The sequence below is a fragment of the Marseilla massiliensis genome, from assembly GCF_016899855.1.
In the GTDB taxonomy this organism is placed as follows: domain Bacteria; phylum Bacteroidota; class Bacteroidia; order Bacteroidales; family Bacteroidaceae; genus Prevotella.
The window spans coordinates 1-25,723 of the sequence record NZ_JACJJG010000015.1 but is presented as its reverse complement, the minus strand read 5'-3'; the positions used below and the strand labels follow the sequence as shown (position 1 = coordinate 25,723).

At 51.0% G+C, this 25,723-nt stretch carries 22 protein-coding genes and 1 pseudogene; 16 read left to right on the top strand and 7 right to left on the bottom strand.

What is annotated here, in order from left to right:
* The first annotated feature begins 15 nt into the window (after positions 1-15).
* Positions 16-2,574: a DUF5686 family protein gene (locus tag H6A34_RS04860; protein ID WP_205103838.1), complete on the top strand. Its 2,559-nt coding sequence runs from the start codon at positions 16-18 to the stop codon at positions 2,572-2,574.
* A 431-nt stretch (positions 2,575-3,005) separates the two neighbouring features.
* On the opposite strand, the gene H6A34_RS04855 is transcribed toward H6A34_RS04860, so the two are convergent.
* Complete coding sequence (locus H6A34_RS04855; protein ID WP_205103836.1) at positions 3,006-4,115, bottom strand: efflux RND transporter periplasmic adaptor subunit; 1,110 nt, start codon at positions 4,113-4,115, stop codon at positions 3,006-3,008.
* Positions 4,116-4,290: 175 nt separating this feature from the next.
* On the opposite strand from H6A34_RS04855, the gene H6A34_RS04850 reads away from it, so the two are divergent.
* The 3 genes from H6A34_RS04850 to H6A34_RS04840 all read left to right on the top strand — a co-directional run bounded on the left by H6A34_RS04850 (position 4,291) and on the right by H6A34_RS04840 (position 7,015).
* Complete coding sequence (locus H6A34_RS04850) at positions 4,291-5,193, top strand: helix-turn-helix domain-containing protein (protein ID WP_205103834.1); 903 nt, start codon at positions 4,291-4,293, stop codon at positions 5,191-5,193.
* Between the two features lie 102 nt (positions 5,194-5,295).
* The gene (locus H6A34_RS04845; RefSeq protein ID WP_205103832.1) at positions 5,296-5,781 is read left to right on the top strand and encodes a PaaI family thioesterase; all 486 of its coding nucleotides are present in this window, start codon (positions 5,296-5,298) and stop codon (positions 5,779-5,781) included.
* 214 nt (positions 5,782-5,995) lie between these two features.
* Complete coding sequence (locus tag H6A34_RS04840; RefSeq protein ID WP_205103830.1) at positions 5,996-7,015, top strand: LacI family DNA-binding transcriptional regulator; 1,020 nt, start codon at positions 5,996-5,998, stop codon at positions 7,013-7,015.
* On the opposite strand, the gene H6A34_RS04835 is transcribed toward H6A34_RS04840, so the two are convergent.
* Positions 7,012-7,302 (bottom strand): DciA family protein, encoded by a 291-nt coding sequence (locus H6A34_RS04835; RefSeq protein WP_205103828.1) that lies wholly within the window; start codon positions 7,300-7,302, stop codon positions 7,012-7,014. The two genes, H6A34_RS04840 and H6A34_RS04835, sit on opposite strands and share 4 nt — an antisense overlap.
* Positions 7,289-8,410, bottom strand: coding sequence for a DNA replication/repair protein RecF (recF, locus tag H6A34_RS04830; RefSeq protein ID WP_205103853.1), 1,122 nt, complete (start codon positions 8,408-8,410; stop codon positions 7,289-7,291). The genes H6A34_RS04835 and recF overlap by 14 nt, the downstream gene beginning before the upstream one ends.
* Positions 8,411-8,555: 145 nt before the next feature.
* On the opposite strand from recF, the gene H6A34_RS04825 reads away from it, so the two are divergent.
* The 10 genes and pseudogenes from H6A34_RS04825 to H6A34_RS04780 all read left to right on the top strand — a co-directional run bounded on the left by H6A34_RS04825 (position 8,556) and on the right by H6A34_RS04780 (position 18,527).
* Positions 8,556-9,251 carry a tetratricopeptide repeat protein gene (locus H6A34_RS04825; protein WP_205103826.1) on the top strand — a complete coding sequence of 232 codons (696 nt, stop codon included), beginning with the start codon at positions 8,556-8,558 and terminating at the stop codon, positions 9,249-9,251.
* The gene (gene ribH, locus H6A34_RS04820) at positions 9,251-9,727 is read left to right on the top strand and encodes a 6,7-dimethyl-8-ribityllumazine synthase (protein WP_021947988.1); all 477 of its coding nucleotides are present in this window, start codon (positions 9,251-9,253) and stop codon (positions 9,725-9,727) included. Before H6A34_RS04825 ends, ribH begins: the two co-directional genes overlap by 1 nt.
* Before the next feature lie 158 nt (positions 9,728-9,885).
* Positions 9,886-10,635, top strand: coding sequence for an exodeoxyribonuclease III (locus H6A34_RS04815; RefSeq protein ID WP_021947987.1), 750 nt, complete (start codon positions 9,886-9,888; stop codon positions 10,633-10,635).
* Positions 10,636-11,136: 501 nt separating this feature from the next.
* Entirely contained in the window at positions 11,137-12,390 is a 1,254-nt protein-coding gene (locus H6A34_RS04810; protein ID WP_205103824.1) for a TolC family protein, read from the top strand.
* A 69-nt stretch (positions 12,391-12,459) separates the two neighbouring features.
* Positions 12,460-13,350: an HlyD family secretion protein gene (locus tag H6A34_RS04805; RefSeq protein WP_021947985.1), complete on the top strand. Its 891-nt coding sequence runs from the start codon at positions 12,460-12,462 to the stop codon at positions 13,348-13,350.
* Positions 13,351-13,354: 4 nt separating this feature from the next.
* Complete coding sequence (locus tag H6A34_RS04800; RefSeq protein WP_205103822.1) at positions 13,355-14,278, top strand: ABC transporter ATP-binding protein; 924 nt, start codon at positions 13,355-13,357, stop codon at positions 14,276-14,278.
* A gap of 224 nt (positions 14,279-14,502) precedes the next feature.
* A pseudogene (locus H6A34_RS04795) lies at positions 14,503-15,216 on the top strand (ABC transporter ATP-binding protein); the annotation flags it as partial.
* A 20-nt stretch (positions 15,217-15,236) separates the two neighbouring features.
* Positions 15,237-16,403, top strand: coding sequence for an ABC transporter permease (locus H6A34_RS04790; RefSeq protein ID WP_205103820.1), 1,167 nt, complete (start codon positions 15,237-15,239; stop codon positions 16,401-16,403).
* A 31-nt stretch (positions 16,404-16,434) separates the two neighbouring features.
* Positions 16,435-17,547, top strand: a complete 1,113-nt coding sequence (locus tag H6A34_RS04785; protein ID WP_205103819.1) for an ABC transporter permease — start codon at positions 16,435-16,437, stop codon at positions 17,545-17,547.
* Positions 17,548-17,624: 77 nt separating this feature from the next.
* The gene (locus H6A34_RS04780; RefSeq protein WP_205103818.1) at positions 17,625-18,527 is read left to right on the top strand and encodes a helix-turn-helix domain-containing protein; all 903 of its coding nucleotides are present in this window, start codon (positions 17,625-17,627) and stop codon (positions 18,525-18,527) included.
* Between the two features lie 373 nt (positions 18,528-18,900).
* Here the strand turns inward: H6A34_RS04780 and H6A34_RS04775 are convergent, their stop codons facing one another.
* Positions 18,901-19,461, bottom strand: a complete 561-nt coding sequence (locus H6A34_RS04775; protein ID WP_239480762.1) for a DUF4738 domain-containing protein — start codon at positions 19,459-19,461, stop codon at positions 18,901-18,903.
* A gap of 107 nt (positions 19,462-19,568) precedes the next feature.
* Here H6A34_RS04775 and H6A34_RS04770 point away from each other — a divergent pair, with 107 nt between their 5' ends.
* Together H6A34_RS04770 and H6A34_RS04765 are read left to right on the top strand one after the other, a co-directional pair.
* Positions 19,569-20,243, top strand: coding sequence for a DUF4230 domain-containing protein (locus tag H6A34_RS04770; protein ID WP_205103817.1), 675 nt, complete (start codon positions 19,569-19,571; stop codon positions 20,241-20,243).
* Entirely contained in the window at positions 20,233-20,877 is a 645-nt protein-coding gene (locus H6A34_RS04765; RefSeq protein WP_205103816.1) for a DUF4230 domain-containing protein, read from the top strand. Before H6A34_RS04770 ends, H6A34_RS04765 begins: the two co-directional genes overlap by 11 nt.
* Before the next feature lie 82 nt (positions 20,878-20,959).
* Here H6A34_RS04765 and H6A34_RS04760 read toward each other — a convergent pair whose 3' ends face one another.
* The 3 genes from H6A34_RS04760 to H6A34_RS04750 form a co-directional block, all read right to left on the bottom strand.
* On the bottom strand, positions 20,960-21,658 hold the full coding sequence (locus H6A34_RS04760) for an aromatic aminobenezylarsenical efflux permease ArsG family transporter (protein WP_205103815.1): 699 nt from the start codon (positions 21,656-21,658) through the stop codon (positions 20,960-20,962).
* Positions 21,659-22,119: 461 nt separating this feature from the next.
* Complete coding sequence (locus H6A34_RS04755) at positions 22,120-22,812, bottom strand: GIN domain-containing protein (RefSeq protein ID WP_205103814.1); 693 nt, start codon at positions 22,810-22,812, stop codon at positions 22,120-22,122.
* 120 nt (positions 22,813-22,932) lie between these two features.
* Entirely contained in the window at positions 22,933-25,179 is a 2,247-nt protein-coding gene (locus H6A34_RS04750; RefSeq protein ID WP_205103813.1) for an inorganic phosphate transporter, read from the bottom strand.
* Between the last annotated feature and the right edge of the window lie 544 nt (positions 25,180-25,723).

Genomic DNA, 25,723 nt, shown 5'->3' with positions numbered 1-25,723 from the left:
ATATAGGTTAGGGAAATGAGAAAGGCATTTGTATTGTTGCTATTGATATTCTCATTGGCAATCGACGCGCAGACGATACGGGGGGTGGTAGTCGATGAAGAGACAGGAGACTCCATCCCGCATCCCGGCTTGCAGTACAAGAAGGGCAAGGTGGTCGTGTCCGGCGGCAGCGACGGCAGTTTCTCCATGCCACGCCTCAACGACGAATACCTTACGGTAAGCGCCGTAGGTTACAAGACGCTGCAGATACTCATAGGCCCGAACACTCCCGCCCGGATGCGTATCACGCTGAAGCCCGACACCAAGAGGCTGAAAGAGGTTACGGTAAGGGGCAAGAAGGGTAAGTACAGCCGCAAGAACAACCCTGCCGTTGAGTTGATGAAGCGTGTCATAGCGGCCAAGAAGCGTAACGACCTTGAGAACCATGACTATTACCGTTACGATAAATACCAGAAGCTTACCCTTGCCGTCAACGACATCACGCCCGCCGAAGTGGAGAAGGAAAAGGGCAAGAACCGCCAGTGGCTTGTCAACCAGATTGAGTTCTGCCCGTACAACAACAAGCTCATCCTGCCGCTGTCCGTTGACGAGACCGTAACCCAGCATATATACAGAAAAGACCCGAAGAAGGAGAAGACCATAGTGCTCGGACAGAGGGCCACCGGTGTCAACGACTTGATACAGACCGGAGAGATGCTCAACACGGTGCTGAAGGACGTCTTCACCGACGTCGACCTGTACGACGACCAGATACGCCTGCTGCAATATCCGTTCACAAGCCCTATAGGCAAAGACGCCATAGCCTTCTACCGCTTTTATATAGTCGACACCGTGTACGTAGACCGCGACGAGTGCTATCACCTGGAGTTTACGCCTAACAACCAGCAAGACTTCGGCTTCAGGGGCGAACTGTGGGTGCTGACCGACTCTACGCTGCACGTCAAGAAATGCCGGTTGTCGCTCCCACGGAAAAGCGACGTAAACTTTACCGACAACCTCAGCGTAACCCAGGAGTTCACCAAGCTGCCCAACGGAGAGTGGGTGTTGACCACCGACGATATGTATGTCGAGATGTCTGTGGTCGACTTCCTTACCAAGGCCGTGCTGATACGGACGACCAGAATGACCGACTACGCGTTCGACCCTATACCCGACAAGGCCTTCAAGGGCAAGGCGAAAGTCAAGTACGACCCAAGTTCAAGAATGCGGGGTGACGATTTCTGGGCGGACAACCGCACCGTGGAACTGACCGGTAGCGAGCGTGGAATGGGTACGTTCATCGACAACCTTACAAAGACAAAGGGCTTCAAGTACCTATTGTTCGGCATGAAAGTCCTCATAGAGAACTACGTCGAGACGGGCGGCAAAACACATCCGAGCCTTGTTGACATAGGCCCCATCAACACGATGGTAAGCACGAACTTCATCGACGGCATGCGTACGAGGCTGAGCGCCCAGACCACGGCCAACCTGAATCCGCACCTCTTTGTCTCCGGATATTACGCCCGCGGTTGGGACAGCAGGAAGAACTACTATAAGGGACAGGTGACCTACTCGTTCAACAAGAAAGAATACATGCCGTGGGAATTCCCCAAGCGAACGCTTACCTTCACGTCGACGTACGACGTATGCTCGCCGTCAGACAAGTTTATGCCCACCGACAAGGACAACGTGTTCACCTCGTTCAAATGGACGGACGTAGACAAGATGATGTTCTACAACCGCCAGGAACTGGCCTTCGAGTACGAACAGGACTGGGGATTCAAGACCACGGTCAGGCTGAAGACCGAGGAGAACGAGGCCTGCGGAAAGCTGTACTTTACGCCCTTGTCGCTATACGACGCCGAACCCCCCGCCATTGAGCACGGCAAGATACGCACAACCGAGGCATCGATAGAGCTGCGCTACGCCCCGGGAGAGACGTACGTAAACACGAAGCAGCGGCGGCTGAAGATTAATTATGACCCGCCCGTGTTCACCCTCTCGCATACGGTCGGCGTGAAAGGAGTGCTTGGTGGCGACTATAACTACAACTTTACCGAGGCCAGCGTCTATAAACGCTTTTGGCTAAATAGCTGGGGCAAGCTCGACGTAACCCTCAAGGGCGGCATACAGTGGAACAAGGTGCCCTTCCCCCTGCTCATAATGCCGGCCGCCAACCTGTCGTACATCGTCGAGGACGAGACGTTCAACATGATAAACAACATGGAGTTCCTCAACGACAGATACGCCTCTCTCGACGTGTCGTGGGACCTTAACGGAAAGATATTCAACCGCATACCGCTGATAAAGAAGCTGAAATGGCGAGAGTGGCTTGGAGTGAAAGTGCTGTGGGGCACGCTTACCGACAAGAACAATCCCACCTTGGCCGCCAACGCGGGCGACCCGCTGCTGATGCAGTTTCCCGAAGGCTCGTACGTAATGGACCCCCATAGGCCCTACATAGAGCTGATAGCCGGAATACACAACATCTTCAAGATATTCCACGTGCAGTTCGTACACCGCCTGAACTACAACGGTCTGCCTACCGCAAAGAAAAACGGGGTGCGCCTCATGATGAGGTTTACGTTCTGACGGAAAATAAAAGCCATTCCAATAAGCCGCCTTTTGCGGTTCTTCCGCAGTTTTGTTGGATGGCCTTTCAGCAACATAAAATTGAGCACATCGAGTTTTTCTTTTAAAAGATTAAAAATCAATAGTTTTGTTATATAATTTGAAGTATGGATAAGCCGGATAGTTTTATAGCCCTAAATTTCAATTTAATCAACATACAGGTACTGATTATCAGGGACTTATGAACATACAAGATAATACAAATACTTGAATATCAGCAGCTTATCTTTATCCAACAGAACTGCGGATGAACCCCTTTTGGTCTGTAAAAGACGGTCTTTTATGTTGCGAAAGGCCGTCTTTTGCAAGGTAAAAGGCCATGTTTTGTAACGTTGTCGGTAATGTATTGATTGTCAATGAGTTATGAATGCAGACTAAAACGGCGCCGTTCTTTACTTTTTTACTTTGATTTCCATTCCGTCGCTGAGCAGGCCCGCGCCCTCGGCTACGATGACGTCGCCCTTTTTCAGGCCGTCGGTCACTACGTAGCGCTTGCCGTCGCTGAGAGGCTCGACAGTGATTTCTTTAGATTTTGTCTTGCCGTCTACCACGCGGTAGACGAACTTCTTGTCCTGTATCTCGTACGTGGCTTCCTGCGGAATGATAATCCTGTTTGTATATTTATAAGGTATAACAATGGTCGCGCTGCCTCCGCTGAATAATATCCGCGACGGATTGGCGAACGTGGCGCGCATGGCTACCGAGCCTGTAGCCTCGTCAACGTTGCCGCTTACGGCATCGACAGTGCCTTCGGCTGACAGTTCCTCGCCGCTGCCCAGGCGCAGCTTGACGCACGGCAGCGTGGCGATGGCCTTGTCGAGAGAGCCATGGTCGGCCACGAGGCGCTGCGCCTCGCTCTCCGTAACTGAGAAATAAGCGTGCACTGACGATACGTCGGCCACCGTGGTCAGCGGCTCGTCAATGCTCGAACTTACGAGGGCGCCCAGGCGATAGTTTATCATTCCGATCACCCCGTCTGCCGGACTCTTCACCTCCGTGTATGATAGGTCAGTGCGGGCTGCGGCCAGTTTGGCCTCGGCATTGCGCAGGGCTGCCAACTGTTCGTCAAGTGTGCATTGCGCCTGGCTCACGTCATAGTCGGCCACTACGCCGCTCCGGCGCAGCTGCCTCTTGTCCTCAAGCTCCAGCTGTGCGCTGGCTACCGCTGCCCGGGCACTGCTTACGTCGGCCTCGGCGGCGCGCAGCGAGGCGCGGTAGGGCTCCTGGTCGATTATGAACATGGTCTGTCCACGCTTGACATGCGCGCCCTCGCTTACGCATATCTTCGTTATCGTGCCGCTTACCTGTGGCCTCACCTCTACGCTCTGTACGCCGCGCAGGATGGCGGTGTACTCTTTCTCCAACACGCATGCCGACGGGCTTGCCGTTATCGTCTTGTAGTTGCCGGCGGCGCCGGTGGCCGCCTTCTCCTTGCACGACTGTGACAGTAACGCCACAAAGGCGCATGCCAAGGCGGCAATGTTGCATTTTAAATGTTTCATACCTTTCTTTTTAACGTGATAAAATGTTTAAATCAGCCGCAAAGGTATGCCTCGGGCGGCATTTTGTCGATGTCGGATGTGTAACGAATGTTGTCGTTTTATAAACAAAACGTGGCTTTGTTGTTTTTAACGCGACGAATATTGTCTGTTTTGAAATAATACGTATCTTTGTGGCATGACACTGAACGGTTTTTTACAGACATACCATGCCGACTGTGTAAGCACGCTGGGCGCCGCGCTGTGGCGGCCGAGGGACGGAAGCATTGACAGGGCGGGAATACATACTGTTGACCTGCACTTCGTAATGCTGCTTACGCGCGGATGGATGACCGTGCGTATGGATAACCGTGACGTCACCCTGACGGCTAACTGCTACGTCGACACGGCGGGCTGCCATGACTGCACGGTGATAACCGAAGCTTCGCCCGATGTTGACGGATATATGCTCGTAACCACGGAAAAATTCCTGTCGCATGTGTTCAAGAGCCGAATGCCGTTCTTGCCGGAATGCTTCGAGTATGTGTTACGCTGCCCCGTGTCGCTGTTTGACGGCAGGACCGCCGCCATAGTGGCTGAGGCTTTCGCCAGTCTGGAACGAAGTATCTACGACTGTGCCAACGTGCATAATGACGAACTCGTGGCCACGAAAACGGCTGTATTGTTTTACGAAATATCCAACTGTCTGTTTCGGCGTGTCGGCCAAGGAGCGTGTGGCACGGCTTCAAGCCGTAAGAACAGGCTGTTCGTCAGGTTCATGTCGCTTCTCAAGCTTAACGCCCGACTGCAGCACAATGTAGGGTTTTACGCTTCGGAAATGTGCATAACGCCGCAATACCTCAACAGGATTGTGGGCGAGGTGAGCGGCAGAACTGCCTCCGACACCATAAACATGGCCGTGACGGGGGAGATAAAGGCCTTACTCGCCAATGTCGACATGCCTTTGAAGGACGTTGTGCGGCGCACAGCCTTCAACGACCAGGCGGTGTTCACCAAGTTCTTCAAGAGGCAGACGGGCATGACGCCTATGCAGTACAGGAAATGCGGGCTTGAAGGACAGACGCTTGGCCAACGTGTATGAATAACCTGTGGGCGGGGGATGGTAGCCGGCGCTTGTGCGGCAGGACGGACGTCGGCATGCGGATAGCCGTCAGCCCTTGCCACAATATATAAATATAAACGTATGAGAAAGATTAAGAATCCATGGACGGAGAAAGAGGGCTACGGCTGTTTCGGCTGTAGCAAGGACAATCCTATCGGAGTGCAAATGGAATTTTACGAAGACGGCGACGACGTGGTTAGCTTCTGGAAGCCCAAAGGGCTTTACCAAGGCTGGGTGGACACCATGCATGGCGGCATATTGGCCACACTTGTCGACGAGACGGCCGGATGGGTGGTGTTTAGGAAATTGCAGACCACCGGCGTTACCACCAGGCTTGATGTGAAATACAAACGGCCGGTGATGACCACCGAGGCGCAGGTTACCGTGCGGGGGCATGTTGCCGAGATAAGGCGCAACCTCGTTACCATAGACGTGGTGATAGAAAACGCCAACGGCGAGGTATGCATCGAGGGCAGGGTCGTTTATTTCGCGTTCGACAAGGCCAAGGCCCGTGAGTATGGATTCACCTCGTGCGACCTCGAGGGCGACGAGCTTCTGTCCATGTGACTGTACGTTGGCTCACGGCGGGGCATGGCTCATAGCGGGCGTTCGTCTATTTTTTATACGCAAACGTTTGCGTGTTGCCGCTTTTTTGTTATCTTTGTTCTCACGAATATAGGATGCGGCTCGGCAATGGAATGTCAAAAACTTTGTTTTTTCCTTGCCATTGCGCTCGCCTTTCACTATCTTTGCATATATCAATGTATAAAATGGCATGTAAATGGGACAACGCAGAACGTCGTTAAAGGAGATAGCCGAGCAGCTTGGCGTCAGTATCGCGACCGTTTCACGCGCGATAAGGGACAGCCATGAGGTAGGCGACGAAATGAAGGATAAGGTGAAGGCTCTGGCCAAGAAGCTGAACTACAGGCCCAATCCTTTCGCCCAAAGCCTTAAGCGCAATGCGCCCAAGGTGATAGGCGTGGTAGTGCCAAATCTTGTCACGCATTATTATGCCGCTGTGCTTGACGGCATTGAGGATTATGCAACGAAGGCCGGCTACGCGGTCATCACGGCCAACAGTCATGAGGACCATTTGCGTGAGGAAAAGGCAATCGACAACTTTGCGGGTATGTACGTGGTGGGCATTATAGCGTGCCTTGCGCAGGATACGGTGGACTACTCGCACTTCATCGAGATAAACGACATGGGCATACCGCTCGTGTTTTTCGCCCGTACGTGCCTGCCGGAGATGTTCTCGTCAGTGGTGTCGAACGGTGACGAGGCGGCCAAGGAGGCTACACTGCACTTGATAGATACGGGTAGCAGGCGCATAGCGTTCATCGGCGGGCCGCAACATCTCGACATGATGAAGAGGCGTAAGCACGGATACCTTGAGGCCTTGCGGGAGCGTCGCCTGCCGATTGACCGCTCTATCATCATAAACGGCAGCATTGACTATGAGTATGCGCGCGAGGCTGCCATGGACTTGTTGAGGCGTGACGACCGCCCCGACGCCATCCTTGCGTTCAACGATATAATAACGATGGCTTCATTCGACGCAATCAAGGCCCTTGGGCTTCGTATCCCGGACGACGTCGCTATAATAGGTTTCTCGGAAGGGGAGACTTCGTTCTTCGTCACCCCGAAGCTGTCGGTCATCATGGACCAGGCACATCTTACCGGCGAGCGGGTGTGCGAGTTGCTGCTGAAGAATATCAACGGCGACAAGAAGATATATAAAGAGGTGGTACCGATGATTGTCAAGATAAGGGAGAGCTCGGACAAAAGAAAGGATTAAAATAGTTTTATGTCATTGATGATGATGGCGCCGACCTCGGCATTCAGGTTTTTCACGAGGCGTTCGCGCATCATCGAGAGATCGGCCCTCAGGGCGGGGTTGAGTATTTTCACGAAGAGTACCTGGTTGCGGATAAACTTCTCGCCTGTGTATTTCTCGATGGCTTTGCCGGCCACTTTGCCCCACGAGTCGAGCAGGCGTTTCTGCCTGAGGGGTGTCTCCAGGCCGTCGTGCCTTAGGCATTGCGCCACTATGTCCTCCAGTGATTTGACTTCACGCCTGAACATGGTCGTCCTCCTTATTCTCTATCACCCCGTTTTCGACATAAAACAGCCGGTAGTCCAATTCGCTACCGCGTAATATGCGGTCAAGGTGTTCACGGTTAGTGTCGGTCAGGAATATCTGTCCGAAGCCGTCGCCGCCTACGATTCTCACTATCTGTTCAACGCGCGATGCGTCAAGCTTGTCGAAGATGTCGTCAAGCAGGAGTATCGGGCGTACATTGTTCCTGATGTTTTTGAGAAACTCGAACTGCGCAAGTTTCAGCGAGATGACGTATGTCTTGTTTTGTCCCTGACTGCCTTCGCGCCTTATGGGATAGTCGCCTATCAACATCTCAAGGTCGTCGCGGTGTATCCCGTGCAGCGAATAGCCTACAGCGCGGTCCTTGTTGCGGTCGCGACGGATTACGTCAAGCAACGGCCCACGCTGGCAGTGCGACACATAGCGCAGCGTAACGCTTTCTTTTTCCTGCGAAATGCTGCGGTAAAAATCCTGAAATAGCGGCGTAAGCTCTTTTATGAAAGAGTCTCGTTTGTGGTAGATGATTTCTCCTTGTTCTGCCATTTGCTCTTCAAGCAGCCCGATGAGCGTATCGTCGGGCTCGTTGTCGGCTTTCAGCATTGAGTTGCGTTGTTGCAGCGCCTTGTTGTAGCGGTTGAGGGCCTCGATGTATGTACCGTCGTATTGCGAAATGACAACGTCCATCAGTCGCCGCCTTTCTTCGCTGCCGCCCTCGATGAGAATAGTGTCCGACGGAGATACGAGAATCAGCGGTATCAGTCCGATGTGTGCCGACAGCCGCCGGTATTCTTTCTTGTTTAGTTTAAAGTGTTTTTTCGTGCCGTGCTTCATGCCGCACGTAACCCTGTCTTCATCGCCCGCATCGTTTACGTAGCGGCCGTCAAGCATGAAGAAGCCTGCCCCGTGACGTATCGCTCCGGAATCAGTGACGGAGCACGAACTGCGGCAGAACGACAGGTAATATACGGCGTCGAGAAGGTTGGTCTTGCCCACGCCGTTATGTCCTATGAAGCAATTTAATTTTTGGGAAAAGGCAAGTTCAGCCTCGCTTATATTCTTATAGTTAAGTATGGATAATCTGCTCAGAAACATAAGTCTTGCCATTCAACTTTAGTGCAAAGTTAGTCTATTTACCAATGAAAAACGAAAAAAGTCAACGATAAATTTCAATATTCAGGATAAAATCCGTAATTTTGCCACGTTTTATGGACAAGTAAATTAAAAATCATAAACATAAATGGCAAACATTAAGGAAAACAAGGGCACAATGGACAATGCCCTCAGTCAGAAAGAGGCGGTCTTCATGAAGCATAAAAAGGCCATCTCCCTCGCTATTATCGTAATCATTCTCGTTGTGGCAAGCATCATTTGCTACAACAATTATGTGTCGGGCCCAAGGGAACAGGAGGCAAGTACGGCTTTGGCTAAGGGCCAGGAATACTTCGCAAGCCAGCAATACGATATAGCGTTAAAGGGCGACAGCACCGGATACAAGGGCTTCTTGGCCATCGCTTCCGACTATGGAAGTACTGACGCGGGCAACCTTGCCAACCTTTACGCCGGTCTTTGCTATGCTAATCTTGACAAGTGGAATGATGCGGTGAAGTATCTTGATGCTTATTCAACGTCGGATGATGCGATGATAAGTCCCGCCGCTGTAGCCGCTTTGGGCAATGCTTATGCTCATGTAAAGCAGCTTGACAAGGCCGTTGACTGCCTTAAGAAGGCCGCTTCGATGGCTGACAAGCAGGCTGAAGGTAACGCTAACAACAGCATTTCGCCTTCATTCCTTATCCAAGCAGGTGAAATCCTTGAGAGCCAGGGCAAGAAAGACGAGGCCCTGAAAATCTATCAGGATATCAAGGCAAAGTATGTCAACTCTCCGGTTTATGGCGAGATAGACAAGTATATCGAACGAGTTAGCGTAAAATAATGGCCACTTCATTGCATAACTTGTCGGACTATGACCTGAGCACTGTGCCCGACGCAAGTAACATGTGCTTCGGGATAGTGGTAGCCGAATGGAATCCAGAAATAACCGGGGCATTGCTTGACGGTGCGGTAAAGACCCTTGAAAAGCATGGCGCTCTGCCCGAGAATATTCACGTAAAGACTGTTCCGGGAAGTTTCGAGCTCATATACGGCGCACATCAGATGACGCTTAACGACGGTTATGACGCCATCATCATATTGGGATGTGTCATACGTGGCGAGACTCCCCACTTTGACTACATTTGCCAGGGCGTTACCTACGGTATAGCAAGACTCAACGCAAAGAGCCAGATACCGGTAATCTACGGGCTTCTTACTACCAACGACCTGCAGCAGGCCAAAGACCGTAGTGGCGGACGCCTCGGTAATAAGGGCGATGAATGCGCTATCGACGCCATAAAGATGGCAAAGTTCTGATAATTTCAATTTAAAATAAAAAGGATAATTGAGAATTACGGTTGCTTTGTAAAACGAGTTAATCCAAAGATAACATAATTCTCAATTATCCTTTTTTATTTATAACAGTAATCATGATTGTCAATTCTTGAATTGTCAATCCTAAATCAGATAAGTTTATGAAGTTTATTTCATGGAATGTAAACGGCCTTCGTGCTTGCGAGGGTAAGGGATTCAGCGACGCTTTCAGGCAACTTGATGCCGACTTTTTCTGCCTCCAGGAGACAAAAATGCAGGAAGGGCAACTCGATTTGCAGTTTGAAGGTTATCAGTCTTATTGGAATTATGCCGAGAAAAAAGGCTATTCGGGCACCGCTATATTTACCAAACACGAGCCTTTGAACGTAACTTACGGTCTCGGCATTGACGAGCACGACCATGAGGGGCGTGTGATAACGCTTGAAATGCCCGACTTTTATCTCATAACCGTTTATACTCCTAACTCCCAGGACGAGTTGCGCAGACTTGAATACCGCATGAGGTGGGAGGATGATTTCCGTGATTACCTTCTTAAGCTCGACGCCGTTAAGCCCGTGATAGTGTGTGGCGACATGAATGTAGCGCATGAGGAAATCGACCTGAAGAATCCCAAGACCAATCGTCGCAATGCCGGATTTACCGACGAGGAGCGCCAGAAGTTCACCACGTTGCTGTCATCAGGCTTTACGGACACGTTCCGTTATCTTTACCCTGACCTCGAAGGCGCTTATTCCTGGTGGTCATACCGCTTCCGTGCGAGAGAGAAGAACGCGGGGTGGCGTATCGATTATTTCGTAGTATCTAACCGCTTGGCCGACAAAATCAAGTCGGCAAGCATTCATAACGAGATATACGGTTCTGACCATTGCCCGGTAGAGTTGGTCATTTGAGGGTAAAACAGGAAATATCACGATACATATCGCCTTGTAAAAGGTGACATTTCGCATTGTAAAACACCGTCTTTGGACTTGTCAAAGGCGGTGTTTTACATTATATTTTAGTACATGTATCATTAATATTGTTTTTCAATAACAACCTTTCATCTTTCATAATTCAGGTAAAAGCCTGGTTTTTAGTTGTTTATGTGGTGAAAGATGGCTGAAGCGAATCTTTCACTTACTATGTCGTTGATTATCAGCATGATGTTTCGATTGTGGAAGATGAAAGGCAATTAAGGGAAAGCATGACGGATAGCATTAATCTTGTGGTTTATAAGGATTTTGTCGTCTATAATGATTTATCAAGACTCTTGGAATACAAAAATCGGGTATGAAAGCGTACTGTCGGAATATTTGTGTACAAAAAGAACATTTTACAGTTACGCAAGTTAATGTATATTTCGTAGATATTTCGTATTTTTGCATCCGTAATCAAATACTAAAAACACCGACATGAAACACGTCCTGATATCATTATTATCGTTGCTAATGGTAAGCGAGGCATACGCCCAGCTTACTCTTGACAGTTGTAAGGCTTGGGCAAGGACAAATTATCCGGTTATAAAACAGTTTGACCTGGTAGAGCAAAGCCGCAGGTTTACCGTCGACAACGCCTCAAAGGCGTGGTTGCCGCAGGTGTCGCTATCCGCAACGGCAAGTTATCAAAGCGATGTCACACATATACCGGTGGATATTCCGGGTGTGGACATACCAGGTTTGGACAAAGACCAGTATGACGTCAACGTTACCGTAAGCCAGCAGGTGTACGACGGCGGTGCCGTGGCTTCGGCGCGACGCATGGCCAATGCGCAGGGGGACGTGGAGCGTGAGCGGGTCAACGTGGCAATGTATGATGTGTATGAGCGTGTGGAGCAATTGTTTTTCGGTATTTTGGTGCTTGACGAACAACTGGAGCAAGTACGCCTGTTGCAGGATGACCTGGCATTGAGCTACAACTCGGTAAGTGCTATGATGGAGGGCGGCGTGGCCAACCAGACCGACGTTGATGCCGTAATGGTGGAGCAGGTGAAGGCCCGGCAGGCTGAAACGGGATTGCTCAGTTCGCGCAGGTCATACCTGAAAATGCTCGAGACGTTTACCGGACGGACTTTTGCCGAGGGGGATTCGCTTGTCAGGCCTTCGTCAGAAGTTGTAGCGTCTTTGGACAACAAGCGTCCGGAGTTGGCCTTGTATGCCGCCAAGGACCGTCTGCTCGATGCGCGTCTTGGGGCGCTTGACGTTGACTTGCGTCCCCGTCTGGGCGTATATCTGCGTGGTGGCTACGGCAAACCGGGGCTTGACATGTTAAGCAACGACTTTGATGCGTACTACCGAATAGGCGCTACGCTGACATGGAACATCGGCAGTCTGTACACAAGGAGTAACGACAAGCGCCTAATCGAGGCCGAGCGGCAGACCAACAACTCAGAACGTGACGCTTTCTTGTTCAATACACGTCTGCAGACAGAGTTCCAGAACGGTGCGATAGATAACCTCAAGCAGCAGCTTGAACAAGATGACGAGATAATAAAGCTGCGCGAACGCATACGTTCTAAGTCCGAAACGAAGGTCAGGAACGGTACGGAGACTGTCAACGAGATGTTGCGTGACATCAACGCCGTGAGCGATGCACGGTTGGCAAAGCGCCTTCATGAAATCCAGCTGTTGCAGGAAATATACAAGTTGAGGAACATCAACGGGCAATGACGGCACTGCCATCCCTTGGGGTGGATTATAGGAATTCAAATCAACAATACTGATAAAATAATTAAGACGATGAGAAACATATTTTTATTATTAACCGTTTGGGCGTTTATGGCATGCTCTTCAGGCGATGACGGGTATGACGCCACCGGCATGTTCGAGGCTACCGAGGTTATTGTTTCGGCCGAACAGCCGGGCAAACTGTTGCGTTTTGACATAACCGAGGGCGACCGCCTTGACTCAGGCCGCCAGGTTGGACTTGTTGATACAGTGCAGCTTTATCTGCGGGCGCGCCAGCTCGGTGCCACGAAAGAGAGTTACGCAAGCAGCCGTCCGGACATTTCAAAGCAGCTTGCCGCCACGAGACAGCAGCTTGAAAAGGCTGAGGCTGAGCGCAGGCGTTATGAGGCGCTGGTAAGGGATAACGCGGCCAACCGCAAGACTCTTGACGACGCGGAGAACAACGTTCGTGTGTTGCGTCGCCAGCTCGACGCCCAGCTGTCTACGCTCGGCAACAGTACGAACAGCCTGAACAGGCAGATGGATGCCACCGAGATACAGCGTATGCAGGTGGCCGATATGCTTGAGAAGTGTCATGTTAAGTCGCCAATAACGGGAACGGTGCTCGAGAAATATGCCGAAGCAGGCGAATACGTCACTACCGGCAAGCCACTGTTCAAGGTTGCCGACGTTAATGACATGGAACTCAGGGCGTATGTCGCCGCTCCGGAGCTGACTTCGTTGAAAATAGGGCAGCGTGTCAAGGTGTATGCCGACCTTGGCGATAGCGGGCGCAAGGAGTATCCTGGCGTCATTACGTGGATAGCCGACAAGGCGGAGTTTACCCCTAAGACGATACAGACGCGCGACGAGAGGGCCAATCTTGTCTACGCGGTGAAGATATCGGTAAAAAACGACGGCGGACTGATAAAAATCGGTATGTACGGAGATGTAAAATTCTGACGTTATGGATATTATAACGGTTAACGGTCTGCGCAAGAAGTACGGGCGGGTGACGGCTCTTGACGGTGTGGATTTCGGTGTGAATGAAGGTGAGATATACGGTATAATCGGTCCTGACGGTGCCGGCAAGACGACGCTGTTCCGTATATTGGCCACCCTTTTGCTTGCCGACGCTGGTTCGGCTACTGTCGACGGGCTTGACGTCGTGGCCGACTACCGTGAAGTAAGGCGCCGGATAGGCTACATGCCCGGTCGGTTTTCGTTATACCAAGACCTTACCGTCGAGGAGAACCTTAATTTCTTCGCCTCCATTTTCGGCTCGTCCGTGGAGAGCAACTATGCTATGGTGGCTGGGATATATAGTCATTTGGAGCGTTTCAGGACACGGCGTGCAGGCAAATTGTCAGGCGGTATGAAGCAGAAGCTGGCCCTTTGTTGTGCTTTGATACATGCGCCGAGGGTTTTGTTTCTCGACGAACCCACTACGGGGGTTGACCCCGTGTCGCGCAAAGAGTTCTGGACAATGCTCGAAAAGCTGCGCCGCGATTACGGCATAACCGTGCTCGTGTCGACTCCGTACATGGACGAGGCCGCCTGGTGCGACCGTATCTCGCTTGTACAAGGTGGCAGGATAATGCAGACAGATACGCCCGACGGTATCAGGGCAAGGTTCTCGTCGCGACTATTTTCCGTCAGAAGCGTGGCCATGCACAGGCTGATGACCGACCTGAAGGCGTGTCCGAGCGTAACGTCGTCGTTCGCTTTTGGCGACTGTTACCATGTGACGTTGGACGAAAGGGCTGGTATCGGAGAGCTTCAATGTGAACTTGCCGCGTGCGGACAGGGTGATGCCGTGATTGAGCGTATACCCCCTACGGTGGAAGACTGCTTCATGTCGCTCATGCAACGGCATGACGTTGCGGAATGAATGGCTTTGATTTTTGATAAAATTGTAATGTCTTGATATACTGTGTATTACCGCCAGTGTTGGAAAAGACCGTCTTCGGGCTTGTAAAAGGCCGCCTTTAGCGGTGCCAAAGACGGCCTTTGAGCCTGTGAAAAGCCGTCTTTTACAAACCTTGAGAAATGATACAGTGTGAGGCTTTACCTGCCTCTGGCTTATAATAGGAAGAGAATATGGATGCAGACTACGTGATAACGGCAGACAACCTGACTAAACGTTTTGGCGACTTTACCGCCGTTGACAGAATCAGTTTCGGCGTAAAGCGCGGCGAGATATTCGGTTTTCTCGGTGCGAACGGCGCCGGAAAGACCACGGCCATGCGCATGTTGTGCGGTCTTAGCCGACCTACCTCAGGACGGGCCATGGTGGCAGGATATGACGTAGGCCGTTATCCTGAGCAGGTGAAGCGGCACATCGGATATATGAGCCAGAAGTTCTCGCTCTATGACGACCTGACCGTGGCCGAGAATATGCGCCTGTTCGGCGGAATATACGGCATGGACAGGCGTACCATAAGTGGCAAGACGGACGCCATGCTGTCAAGTCTTGGCCTTAAGGACGAGTGCCGTTCGTTCGTAGGGTCGCTGCCATTGGGGTGGAAGCAGAAGCTGGCGTTTGCCCTGGCCATCTTCCACCAGCCAGGAATAGTGTTTCTCGATGAGCCTACCGGCGGGGTTGACCCCGTGACGAGAAGGCGCTTTTGGGAGCAAATCTATGAGGCGGCCGACAGTGGAATAACTGTTTTCGTAACGACGCATTACATGGACGAGGCCGAGTATTGCGACCGGATATCCATCATGACGGAAGGCCGTATAGCCGCTCTGGATACCCCTGCCGGGCTGAAAAGCCGTTACGGGACAGATAATCTGTATGACGTGTTCTATAAAGTTGTGGGCAGTTAGGTTTAGTTCTTTGAATAACCATGAATAAAGTTACAATCACCGGGCATAATGAAAACCGCCGCCAGACTCTCCGTCTGGGGTGGGTGGGGCTGTTGCCGTTCGTCAGAAAGGAGTTCAGGCACATCTTCCGCGACGGCCGCAGCATGCTGATATTGCTGGTTTATCCTGTCATTCTCATCGTCCTGTTCGGTTATGCCGTCACTACCGAGGTGAAGAACGTGCGCGTGGCGGTGCTCGACAGTTCACACGACGAAGTTACCCGACTGGCATGTGACCGCATATCGTCCAACAGCTATATGACGCTGGTAGCTTCGGTCGGTGATATCGACCAGGTATATTCGCTCTTCAGGCGCGGCAAGGCGGATGTTGCCGTTGTGTTCGGCAGCAATTTTGCCAATGACATAAAGCATGACGGACTGGCCCAGGTGCAGCTTCTCGTTGACGGCACCGAGCCTAACCAGGCTGTAATGCGCACCCAATATGTAGGCAGTGTGCTTTCAGACGTAGGCCGTGAGCTGGCCGGAAGGGGAACGTTTGGCACCGCGCCGGCCATTAATCCCGTGCCACGCATGCTTTATAATCCCCAACAAAAGAGCGAATACAACTTCGTTCCGGGGGTAATCGGTATGATTCTAATGCTGATTTGCGCGATGATGAGCAGTATAGCAATTGTCCGCGAGAAGGAGAACGGCACAATGGAGGTGCTTCTTTCGTCGCCGTTGTCGCCGGCATGTATCGTTATAGCCAAGCTGGTTCCGTATTTCGTAATATCCGCCTTCAATATCGTTACCATCCTGCTGCTTGCCCGCTACCTTCTTGGTATTCCCATGGCGGGCAGTCTGCCGGTGCTTCTCGGCGTCACGTTGCTGTACATTCTCGTGGCGCTAACGCTCGGACTGCTTATCTCTACGCTTGTGAGAACCCAGATTGCGGCCATGGTACTGTCGCTCTTGCTTATCATCCCTACGGTTTATCTGTCGGGACTGGCCTTTCCGTTGGAGAGCATGCCCGGCGTGCTTCGTGCCATTTCAACCATTGTTCCGGCACGATGGTATATAGATGCGGCCCGTAAACTGATGATTCAGGGCGTCGAGGCAAGGTTTGTAATGCAGGATGTTTGGGCTATGGTGATTACCGAAGCGGTACTGCTCGGCATTTCGTTAAAGAAGTTCAAGGTAAGGCTGTGACTGTTGTCGCGGTCAAGTAAAGAGTTAGGTTATGATACGTTATCTTATCCAAAAGGAGTTCTTGCAGATGAGGCGCAATGCTATCCTGCCAAAGATATTCGTCATATTGCCCGTCGTTATGCTGCTAATAGTGCCTTACGCGGCCAACCAAGAGGTCAAGAACCTGACGTTCTGCGTCGTTGATAATGACCACAGCACGTTGTCGCGGCGGCTTGTTGAGCAAGTGGCGGCCTCTGAATATTTCAACCTTACTGCCGTAACGGCCGATTATGCGTCGGCTATGGCGTATGTCGAGGCCGGTAGCGCTGACGTCATTCTCGAGATAGGGCCTCGTTTTGAGCGTGATCTTGTGGCTGCGGGGCATGCTGACGTCGGTGTGTCGGCCAATGCCGTTAACGGCGTTAAGGGAGCTCTTGGCCAGGCATATATGTTGCAGATAATAGCGGATTGCTCTGCGAGGATACGTGCCGGGCGCGGACTTGGCGTCTCGGACGTGTCGGTTGCCGGCGTTGACGTCCGTCCGCGTTACCTTTATAATGAGGCTCTTGATTATAAGGTATTCATGGTTCCTGGTATAATGGCCATGTTGCTGACGCTGCTTATAGGCTTTCTGCCGGCGCTTAATATCGTGGGTGAGAAGGAGCGGGGCACCATCGAGCAAATCAACGTTACGCCAGTTGGACGTTTCGGCTTCATCTTTTCTAAACTCGTGCCTTACTGGTGCGTAGGTCTTTTCGTTCTGTTATGGTCGGTTTTGTGGGCTTACCTGATTTACGGACTTGCCCCGGCCGGCAGCCTGTGGCTGTTGGTGGTGGCCTCGTTGATATATTTTTTAGTGGTTTCGAGTCTTGGTCTTATAGTCTCGAACTATTCGTCCACCATCCAGCAGGCGGCATTGCTGATGTTCTTTTTCCTTGTGATATTCATATTGATGAGCGGTTTGCTCACGCCGATATCGAGCATGCCGGAATGGGCGAGGGCGCTGACTTATGTCAATCCGTTGCGTTATTATATCGAGTCAATGCGTGCGTTATACCTTAAAGGCAGTACGTTGGCAGACTTGTTGGCGCCTTTGCTCGCCATGGTGGCGTATGCCGCGGTGGCCTGGGCGTGGGCTGTGGCGAGTTACAGAAAGAGCAGTTGATACGTTCTTGACGGCTTAACGCCTGCTTATTGCTTGTTTTATATTATTATGTTAAGGTAAAAATGAAAAACCTGAATATGTCAAATAATTCACTTGAGCGCCTGTCTTTCCATGAAGTAAGTACCATGCTGTCTGGCGCCAGTCATGCTGATAGCCGCATGAGGGTAATCGGCCATGACATGGCTATGCTGAGAAGCGGCGAACTGTTGTTCCCCTCGGTGGTGCGTCCGGGCGTGCCGTACATCATGGAGGATAGCAGGATAGGCATGTTGAGGAATGGCGAGGCGCGCCTTACGATAAATCTTATTGAGCATAAAATGCGCAAGGGTATGCTTGCCTTTATAGGTACTGGCAGTATAATACAGATGGAGGAGGTGTCTGATGATTTCGACTTGTGCGGCATGATGATAAGCGACGGAAGGATGAAAGGGGCCTTGAAGGATGGCATGCCTACGTGGTGCGTGGGCAACGCCACGTTTTTTACCCTTGCGCCGTCGCCGTCTGAGTTTGACTTTGTTGGGCGGCTGTTTGATGCGGCATGGACGTTGATTGGGCAGGAACGTTTCCCCGACGAGACTCTTAACGGCATTATACACGCCGTGGTGCATTATTATAATTATCTGAAGGATACTACTTTGGGCACGTCGATACGCCAAATGCCGCGCAGCAGGGAAATATTCGAGCGGTTTATAACGCTTGTCAACGCCTTTGGACGGCGCGAGCATGACATCAGTTTCTATGCCGACAAGATGTGCATAACGCCGCGCTATCTCGGTACGGCAGTCAAGGCGGCAAGCGGAATTACGGCTAAGGAATGGATAGACCGTGCTGTCGTGACGAACGCCAAGATTATGTTGAAGTATGGCGACGGACAGATAGCCGGAATATCCGACAGTCTTAACTTTGCCAATACCAGTTTCTTTTGCAAGTTCTTCAAGCGGCTTACGGGCATGACGCCGATGGAGTACAGAAAGTTATGATGTCCGTAGGCATTTGTTGAAGCCTTGCTTCGGGCATGGTTAGCGTACTGTGCGCCGGTATCGTGCGGCTATTGTTTTGGTGCATGTATGCGTGTCGTGCAGTGTAATGATTGCGCCTGTTTTGCAAAAGGCCGTCTTTCGCTTAGTGAAAGGTGGCCTTTTGGAGCATGAAAGGCGGTCTTTTAGCTTGCGAAAGACGTCCTTTTACGGAATGCTTGTCATGGTATTGATTAGCGGCCGGTTGCTGATGTAGACGTCACTGTCGGCAGACGGTATAAAAAATGGAGGCCATGAACCGGGGAAAAGGCGTCCGGACGTTATTTAGTCCTGGCCTTTTCCCCGGTTCATGGCCCCTTTTTTAACGTTCAAGGTCTTACTCTTCAACCTCGAGTTCGGCCCTTGTGTCTTTCTCGATGCTTATGTCGCCCATGCACGATAGCGTTATCAGCAGCGGCACATAGTCGTCGCTCAATACGTCGGGTGCGCCTACGCTGGCCGCGAGTACGAGGCTGCTGTCGTCGGTATGGTCAACGACGATACCCAACAGGGCGCTCTTTTTCATGTATTTCTCGCTGATGACAGACGAGAAGTCGGCCTTTCCGAAAGTCTTGTCGAAGAACACTGTGCCGTCGGGACGTGTCACCCTTACGGTTATCTTGTTGTCGTAGTACTTGTTGCCGGTATCGTCGGTAATCATTGGCAACGACGTGTCCGCGCGTCTCGATATGCTTACCGTGTATTGTTTGCCCTGCCATTCTACTGCGTCACGGTGGTCATAGTCCTGCATCTTCACCGGTGCGGCAGGCGCTTTCCTCACCGTTTTCTTCGCAATGATGTCCTTTGAGGGCTTCTTTTCGCTACATGCCGAGAAGGCGAAGGCCGCCGCCGCAATGAGCAATAAAGTGTATTTGATTTTCATTTCGCGTTTTTTCATTTTACGTGCAAAAGTAATACAAATCATGTAAAATGCAAAATAAAACATAGTTTCGCTTTCTTATTATTTTGAGTTTCATCTATTTTTCACTAAATTTGTAACAACTTATGAGAAAACTTACATTATATATCGTGCTTCTCGTGCTTGCGTTGGCCTCATGCACGGGTGGCGGCAAGGCTCCCGAAAAGGAAGAGCTGATGGACACGATACCGGTAATGGTGATGCAGATACGGAAGTGCTCGAGGCTGTATACGGCCGAATACCAGGTGCACAAGATAGTGACGCATGACGACAAGGTGGAGCTTAAAGGCTCGTTCATGCAGCAGAAGTTCAATATCCCAGTGCCTATGTCGTCGCGCAAGATAGCCATACCGATAGAGGCCAAGCTGAAAGCGTACATCGACTTTGGTGACTTCTCGGAGAGAAATGTCGCTGTAAGCGGAGACAAAGTGGAAATAATACTGCCCGACCCGAAGGTTGAGCTGACGTCAAGCCGTGTCAACCACGGTGAAATAAAGAAGTACGTGCCCCTGATACGCTCTAACTTCAGCGACGCCGAGATGTCCGGATACGAGAAGCAGGGGCGTGAGGCCATAATAAAGAGCATACCTAAACTCGGTATAATAGAGATGGCACGGCAGGGCGCAACGCATGCGCTTGTGCCTATGTTGACACGTCTGGGATACAAGGAGGAGAACATAACGATAACATTCCGCAAGGAGTTTACTGTTGACGACCTGCCGTTGCTCCTTGACAATAATACTATCGAAAATGGAAGATAACAAGAATCTGGATAAGAAACGTGGCAACCGGCTCGTCGACCTGTGGGCAGGCATTGGCCGCCTTAAGCTGTATGCCGTGCTGGCACTTGTGTTGCTGGCCATTGTGTCGATGGCATATCTCGCGCGTTCCTGCCGTGACAACAGCATAACTTCAGTCGTAAACGACAAGATTAACATAACGCCGACGCAGGTTGCGGCCATGAGGGAAATAGGCGAATGGGAGTTTCTGTCGATTGAGGACGAAGAGATGATAGACACGGTAAGGAAAGGAATATTCAAGGACGATGAGCTGATACGCATATATTCGGGCACGTTGAGGCTCGGCATAGACTTAAGTGAGGCCAAGGACGACTGGGTAAAGCTTGACGGTGACACCCTTGTAGTGGTATTGCCGAGGGTGAAACTGCTTGACGACGACTTTATTGATGAGGCCAAGACACAGTCGTTTTTCGAGACAGGCACGTGGAGCGACAAGGCGCGTGAGGACATGTACCACCGTGCAGCGGTGAAGATGAAGCGCCGTTGTCTTACCAAGGAGAATGTTGAAAGTGCCGAGAACAATGCCATGAGGCAGTTTGACAGGATGTTCAGGGCAATGGGTTTCGACTATGTAAAGATACGATTTGGCAATTAAGAATTAAGAGTTAAGAATTAAGAAATAACGTCTTGTTGGTTATTTGACAAGGGTATTTTTCTTAATTCTTAACTCTTAATTCTTAATTAAATATACAGAACACGCCGGCTGCAATGAAGATTAGCCCCACTATAGTGCTCATCCATTTTTGTATTACGTGCATTTTTTCTTTCATTGCCGTGGTGCCGCTTATTCCATAGGCAACACTCCACGCCAGTATTACGGCAGGAATGGATGTCGCTACGGCGAAAATTATCGGCAGGAGATAGCCTGTAGCCGATTTTGCAGACATAGGCATGAGCATGCCGAAATACACTATGGCGCTTTCCGGACAGAATGAAAGCGCCAGAATCACGCCTAACGCAAAGCTTCCCCATACTCCGTGAAACCGGCGTGCGCGGGTGGATACGTCGGGGCAGTGCTCATGCCGATGTATGAGGCGGTCGGCCACGAAATACACTCCTACCGCTATCAGGACGGGGCCGAGCACCCTTTCGCCCCACGTGGCGAACCAACGGCCTACGGCTTCCATGTCGACACTGCTCCTGAACAAGCCGAGCAATGCCGCTCCAAGTGCCGAGTAGGCTAATATGCGCCCTGCTGTATAAGCAAGTCCGCTCATGAATATACGCCGTCTGTCGGCCGTGTCCCTTGCGATATATCCCATTGCGGCAATGTTGGCGGCAAGAGGGCAGGGGTGGAGCGCCACTATCAGTCCGAGCATGAACGCCGTTAGAACCGGAAAGTTGTTGTTGTCTATAATGCTTTGAATAATCTCCATTTTACCTTAAAAACATCTGTTGCCAGGCCTTGTGCCCGTACCTGCCGCGTGTGTAAGTGGCCGTGTACGGCCGGCGTGCGTTGGTTTCTGGCCTTGTTTTAGGCCGCAGGCTTGTGCAAAGATAATGATTTAGACCGAGAAAAGCAATATGTGGATAGTGAAATAAATGGTAAAAGGGGATTGTGTCGGTTATTTTCGGCGAAGTGGCTGTTGCCGTTTCAAAGAATGATTTTTGGCGGTTTCGTAAAGTCTTGATAATCAGGCGAATAGTAAAATGCCGCCTTTCGCGTTGCGAAAGACGGCATTTTGCGTCGTGATTGACGGCCTTTCGTCTTATGAAAGGCGGCCTTTTATACGGCGTTCTGCCGCATGTCGTGATTCTATCTGCGGTATGGCGGACGTTATACTATTACGGTATGTACGACCGTTGGGCGTCGGCAGTCCTTTATTCGGCCGTGGCATTACGGATTGATGTCCACTACACCCGAACCGGAAACGTGCCTGTCACACTGCCCTACATGCCCGTCTATGTCGATGTCGCCCGAGCTTTTAACCGTGCATTGTGCCTTTTCAATGTTCGCGTTTTGCAAGTCGATGTCGCCCGAGCCCGTGGTTATGGCGCTGAGTTCCTTGGCGTTGATGTTGTCTATATCGATGTCGCCGCTGGCTGAGACGTCAGCGGTGAGAACGTTGCATGTCAGACTGCGTATTTTTACGTCGCCAGAACCGTCAATGTCTATGTCCATCCTGTCGGTAGTGATACTGCCGTCAGAGCCGAAATCGCCGGCTCCTCTCAGCGTGATGCCGCTAAGCCTTGGCGAGGTTATATATACGTCTACGTTGTCGCTGTCGTCGTCACGGTATGCTCCGCCTTTACCGTCGTGGTATATGCGCAGCGTTTTGCCCTTGTATTCAGTCTTTGCGTTAGGGTCGTTACCTTCAAATCTTACACTGTTTGCGTCACCCTGTGTGTAGTAAATGTCGTAGTTGCCGTCAACTTCAATCTTTTCAAACTGCCTGTCGGCGCTGTTTTCATTTACGGTCGCCTCTGCTGTAGTCTCGTTGTTGCCGGCTGTTGCCGTGTTGTTTTTCCTCTCCGTGTTGCACGCTGTCAGCATGATGAACGCTACGGTGGTTAATAATGTTTTTCTCATGGTGGTAATCATTTGTTTGTTTTTATGTACTAAACGGGCAGACAAGGAGCCCTTCATATCGTGTGTATTGCCGGTTCTCCTTGTCTGCCCGTTGTTTTCATGTTCTGTCAAGCCGTATCTTTACTGTCTGTCGTCCAGGAATTTTCTTGCGGCACGCAGCTGGTGGCGCATTACGCTGAGGAATTCCTGGCTCTCCTGCAATATGTTAAGGTAGAGCAGTGATACTTTCAGGTTGGCGTTGTTGTCCTGGTACATGATGTCGATTACGCGCTTTCGCATTGTCGAAAGTTCGTCTTTGCACTCGTCGGCGATGTTGAGCGTTTCCTGGTAGAGCTCATACCTGTTGGTCGAAATCATCTGCTCAGTATGGTTCATCAGTTCGTTTATCTTGCGGCGGGTGTTCTCAAAGTCGTCTTTGTACGCCTGCGGCAGCGGGTTGAAGTTGTTGTCCACGTGCTCCTTCACCGGTTCCAGCATACGTTTCAGGCAGTATATGAACTGCTGGTCGCTGTTAACTCCGAGGTGGAACCACGTGTTTCGCTCTATGGCAATCTCTGCCGGAATGCGCCGCATGGCAAGAAGTTCTTTCCTCCTGAACTTCTTTAACTGCGACTGTTCTTCCTTCAAGGCGCTGTTGCAATGGCGCAGCTCTTTCCTGTTCTCGTTGTATATACCGTCGATAATGCGGTTGAACTGCTCAAGCGCAAAGTGGGTGACGAAGCTTTGGGTGCGTGATACGTGCTTTGAGAGCAGGTCCCATACTATTTCCTTGTCTCTTGTGCGCATCATGAGTTGGAATACGTCGTCCTTCTTCTCCTCCTTTTGCTTCTTCGCAAACTTGCGGTTGCTGCTCCAGAGCAGGTAGATGTCAAGCACCATGAACGCTATCATGACGGCTATTCCGCCGAAATGCATCATCGCGCAGACTATCGCGCAGACAGCGAATGCCACTCCGGCAGTTACGAACCATCCGCCGATAACCGAGATAACACCTGTTACGCGGAACACGGCACTCTCACGGCTCCATGCCCTGTCGGCAAGAGAGCTACCCATGGCAACCATGAACGTAACGTAAGTTGTTGACAACGGAAGCTTGTAATTGGTACCGAAGATGATGAGCATTGCGGCAAGTACCAGGTTGACGGCTGCACGCACCTCGTCGAAAGCAGCTCCGTCAGCCAGTATGGCCTCTTCTTTGTTGAAGCGGTTGTCTATCCATTTGCGCATGCGCGGCGGCAGAATCTTGGTCACTGCGGCGTTCATGTCCTGAGTGGCGCGCACTATGCTGCGTGCCGCGCGCGATGAGCCGAACATCTCGTCGCCTTCGTCCTGGCGACTTAGGTCAACGCTTGTCTTGACGACATTCTGCGCTTTCTTCGACGTTGTCATGGCGATAATCATTATAATTCCGGCCAGTACAAGGTAGAGCAGCGGGCTCTTTGCCGACGACATGAGCGATGTCATCATGAAAGTGTCGAAGTTGCCGTTGCCGTTGGCAAGGAAGTCTTGCATTGCGTCAAGTCCGGCAAGTGGCACGCCGATGAAGTTTACGAGGTCATTGCCGGCGAACGCCATTGCCAGCGCGAACGTTCCGGCCAGCACGATGAGCTTGAATACGTTGATACGCAGCAGGTGCAGAATCTCCATCAGCACCGTTGAGCATACGAAGAAGACTGTCATGAGCATCATGGTGTTCGTCTCGATCCACTGGCGTGCAGCCTCGCTGATGTACGGCGACTTGCCTATGCCCGTGATGAATATGAAGTATGCCAGTGACGTAAAGGCTATACCGCCGAATATTGCAATGGTATAGCGGAGATGTTTTTTATAGTTGAACGTGAAGATAATTCGTGAAATCCATTGGACTATTACTCCGAAGAAGAAAGCTATGGCAACGGAGACGAAGATGGCTATTATGACACTGAGGGCCTTGTCGCTGTTGAGCAGGTCGTAGATAGTCAGTGACGGGTCGGCATGCATCTTCAGCATGGCAAGGATGAATGTACCTCCGAGCAGCTCGAACACGAGTGAAACGGTTGTTGAGGTAGGTAAGCCGAGGCTGTTGAAGGTGTCGAGAATAATGACATCGGTCACCATCACGGCGAGGAATATTGTCATCACCTCTTCAAAAGAGTAATTGTCGGGCCTCATAATGCCGTGGCGTGCCACGTCCATCATGCCGGCACTCATTACGGCTCCTATCAGTATGCCGACCGACGCTACAAAGAGCACCGTACGGAACTTGGCCACCTTGGCGCCGATGGCCGAGTTGAGAAAGTTTACGGCGTCGTTGCTTACGCCTACGAACAAGTCGAATACTGCCAATAGAAGCAGGAATGCGACTATTAAAAAATAAATCTCTGTCATAAACCTTTAGTTTTCTTTATGATTGATATGTTTGCGATTTCACGCCGCAAAAGTAGAAAATACATATTACAATTTCTTTGAACGGATATTTCATTTGTGTTACAATCGTAACAACTGCTACGAAATTGTAGTCTTACCTTAATTTAATATGTTTGTTGGCTGAAGGCATGCTGTTGTGCGAAAGACGGCATTTTGGCTTGTAAAAGGGCGTCTTTCGGGTGGTGAAAGGCCGTCTTTTGCACCGCAATATGCGGCCTTTTTGTCTTTTCCTGAAATAGGTTGACAGTTTTTGTTTAAATAAACTACATTATTTTACACACTCTGGATAGAGGTACTGGAATAGTTGACATCGCATCGGGAAATGTGCCGCTTTACTTTACATTCCCGGTCTTTGTCAGGCGGCCCCACGGGGCCGCCTGACAAAATCGCGGCAAAGATACTATCTTCCATTGTCATTTCCTCCATGCCCCACCGTTTTTTTTCTTTTCCACAGCCGTTTTTGTTCGCCGCTCCCGGCGTGCGCCGTCTCCGGGGTGTTGTTGCC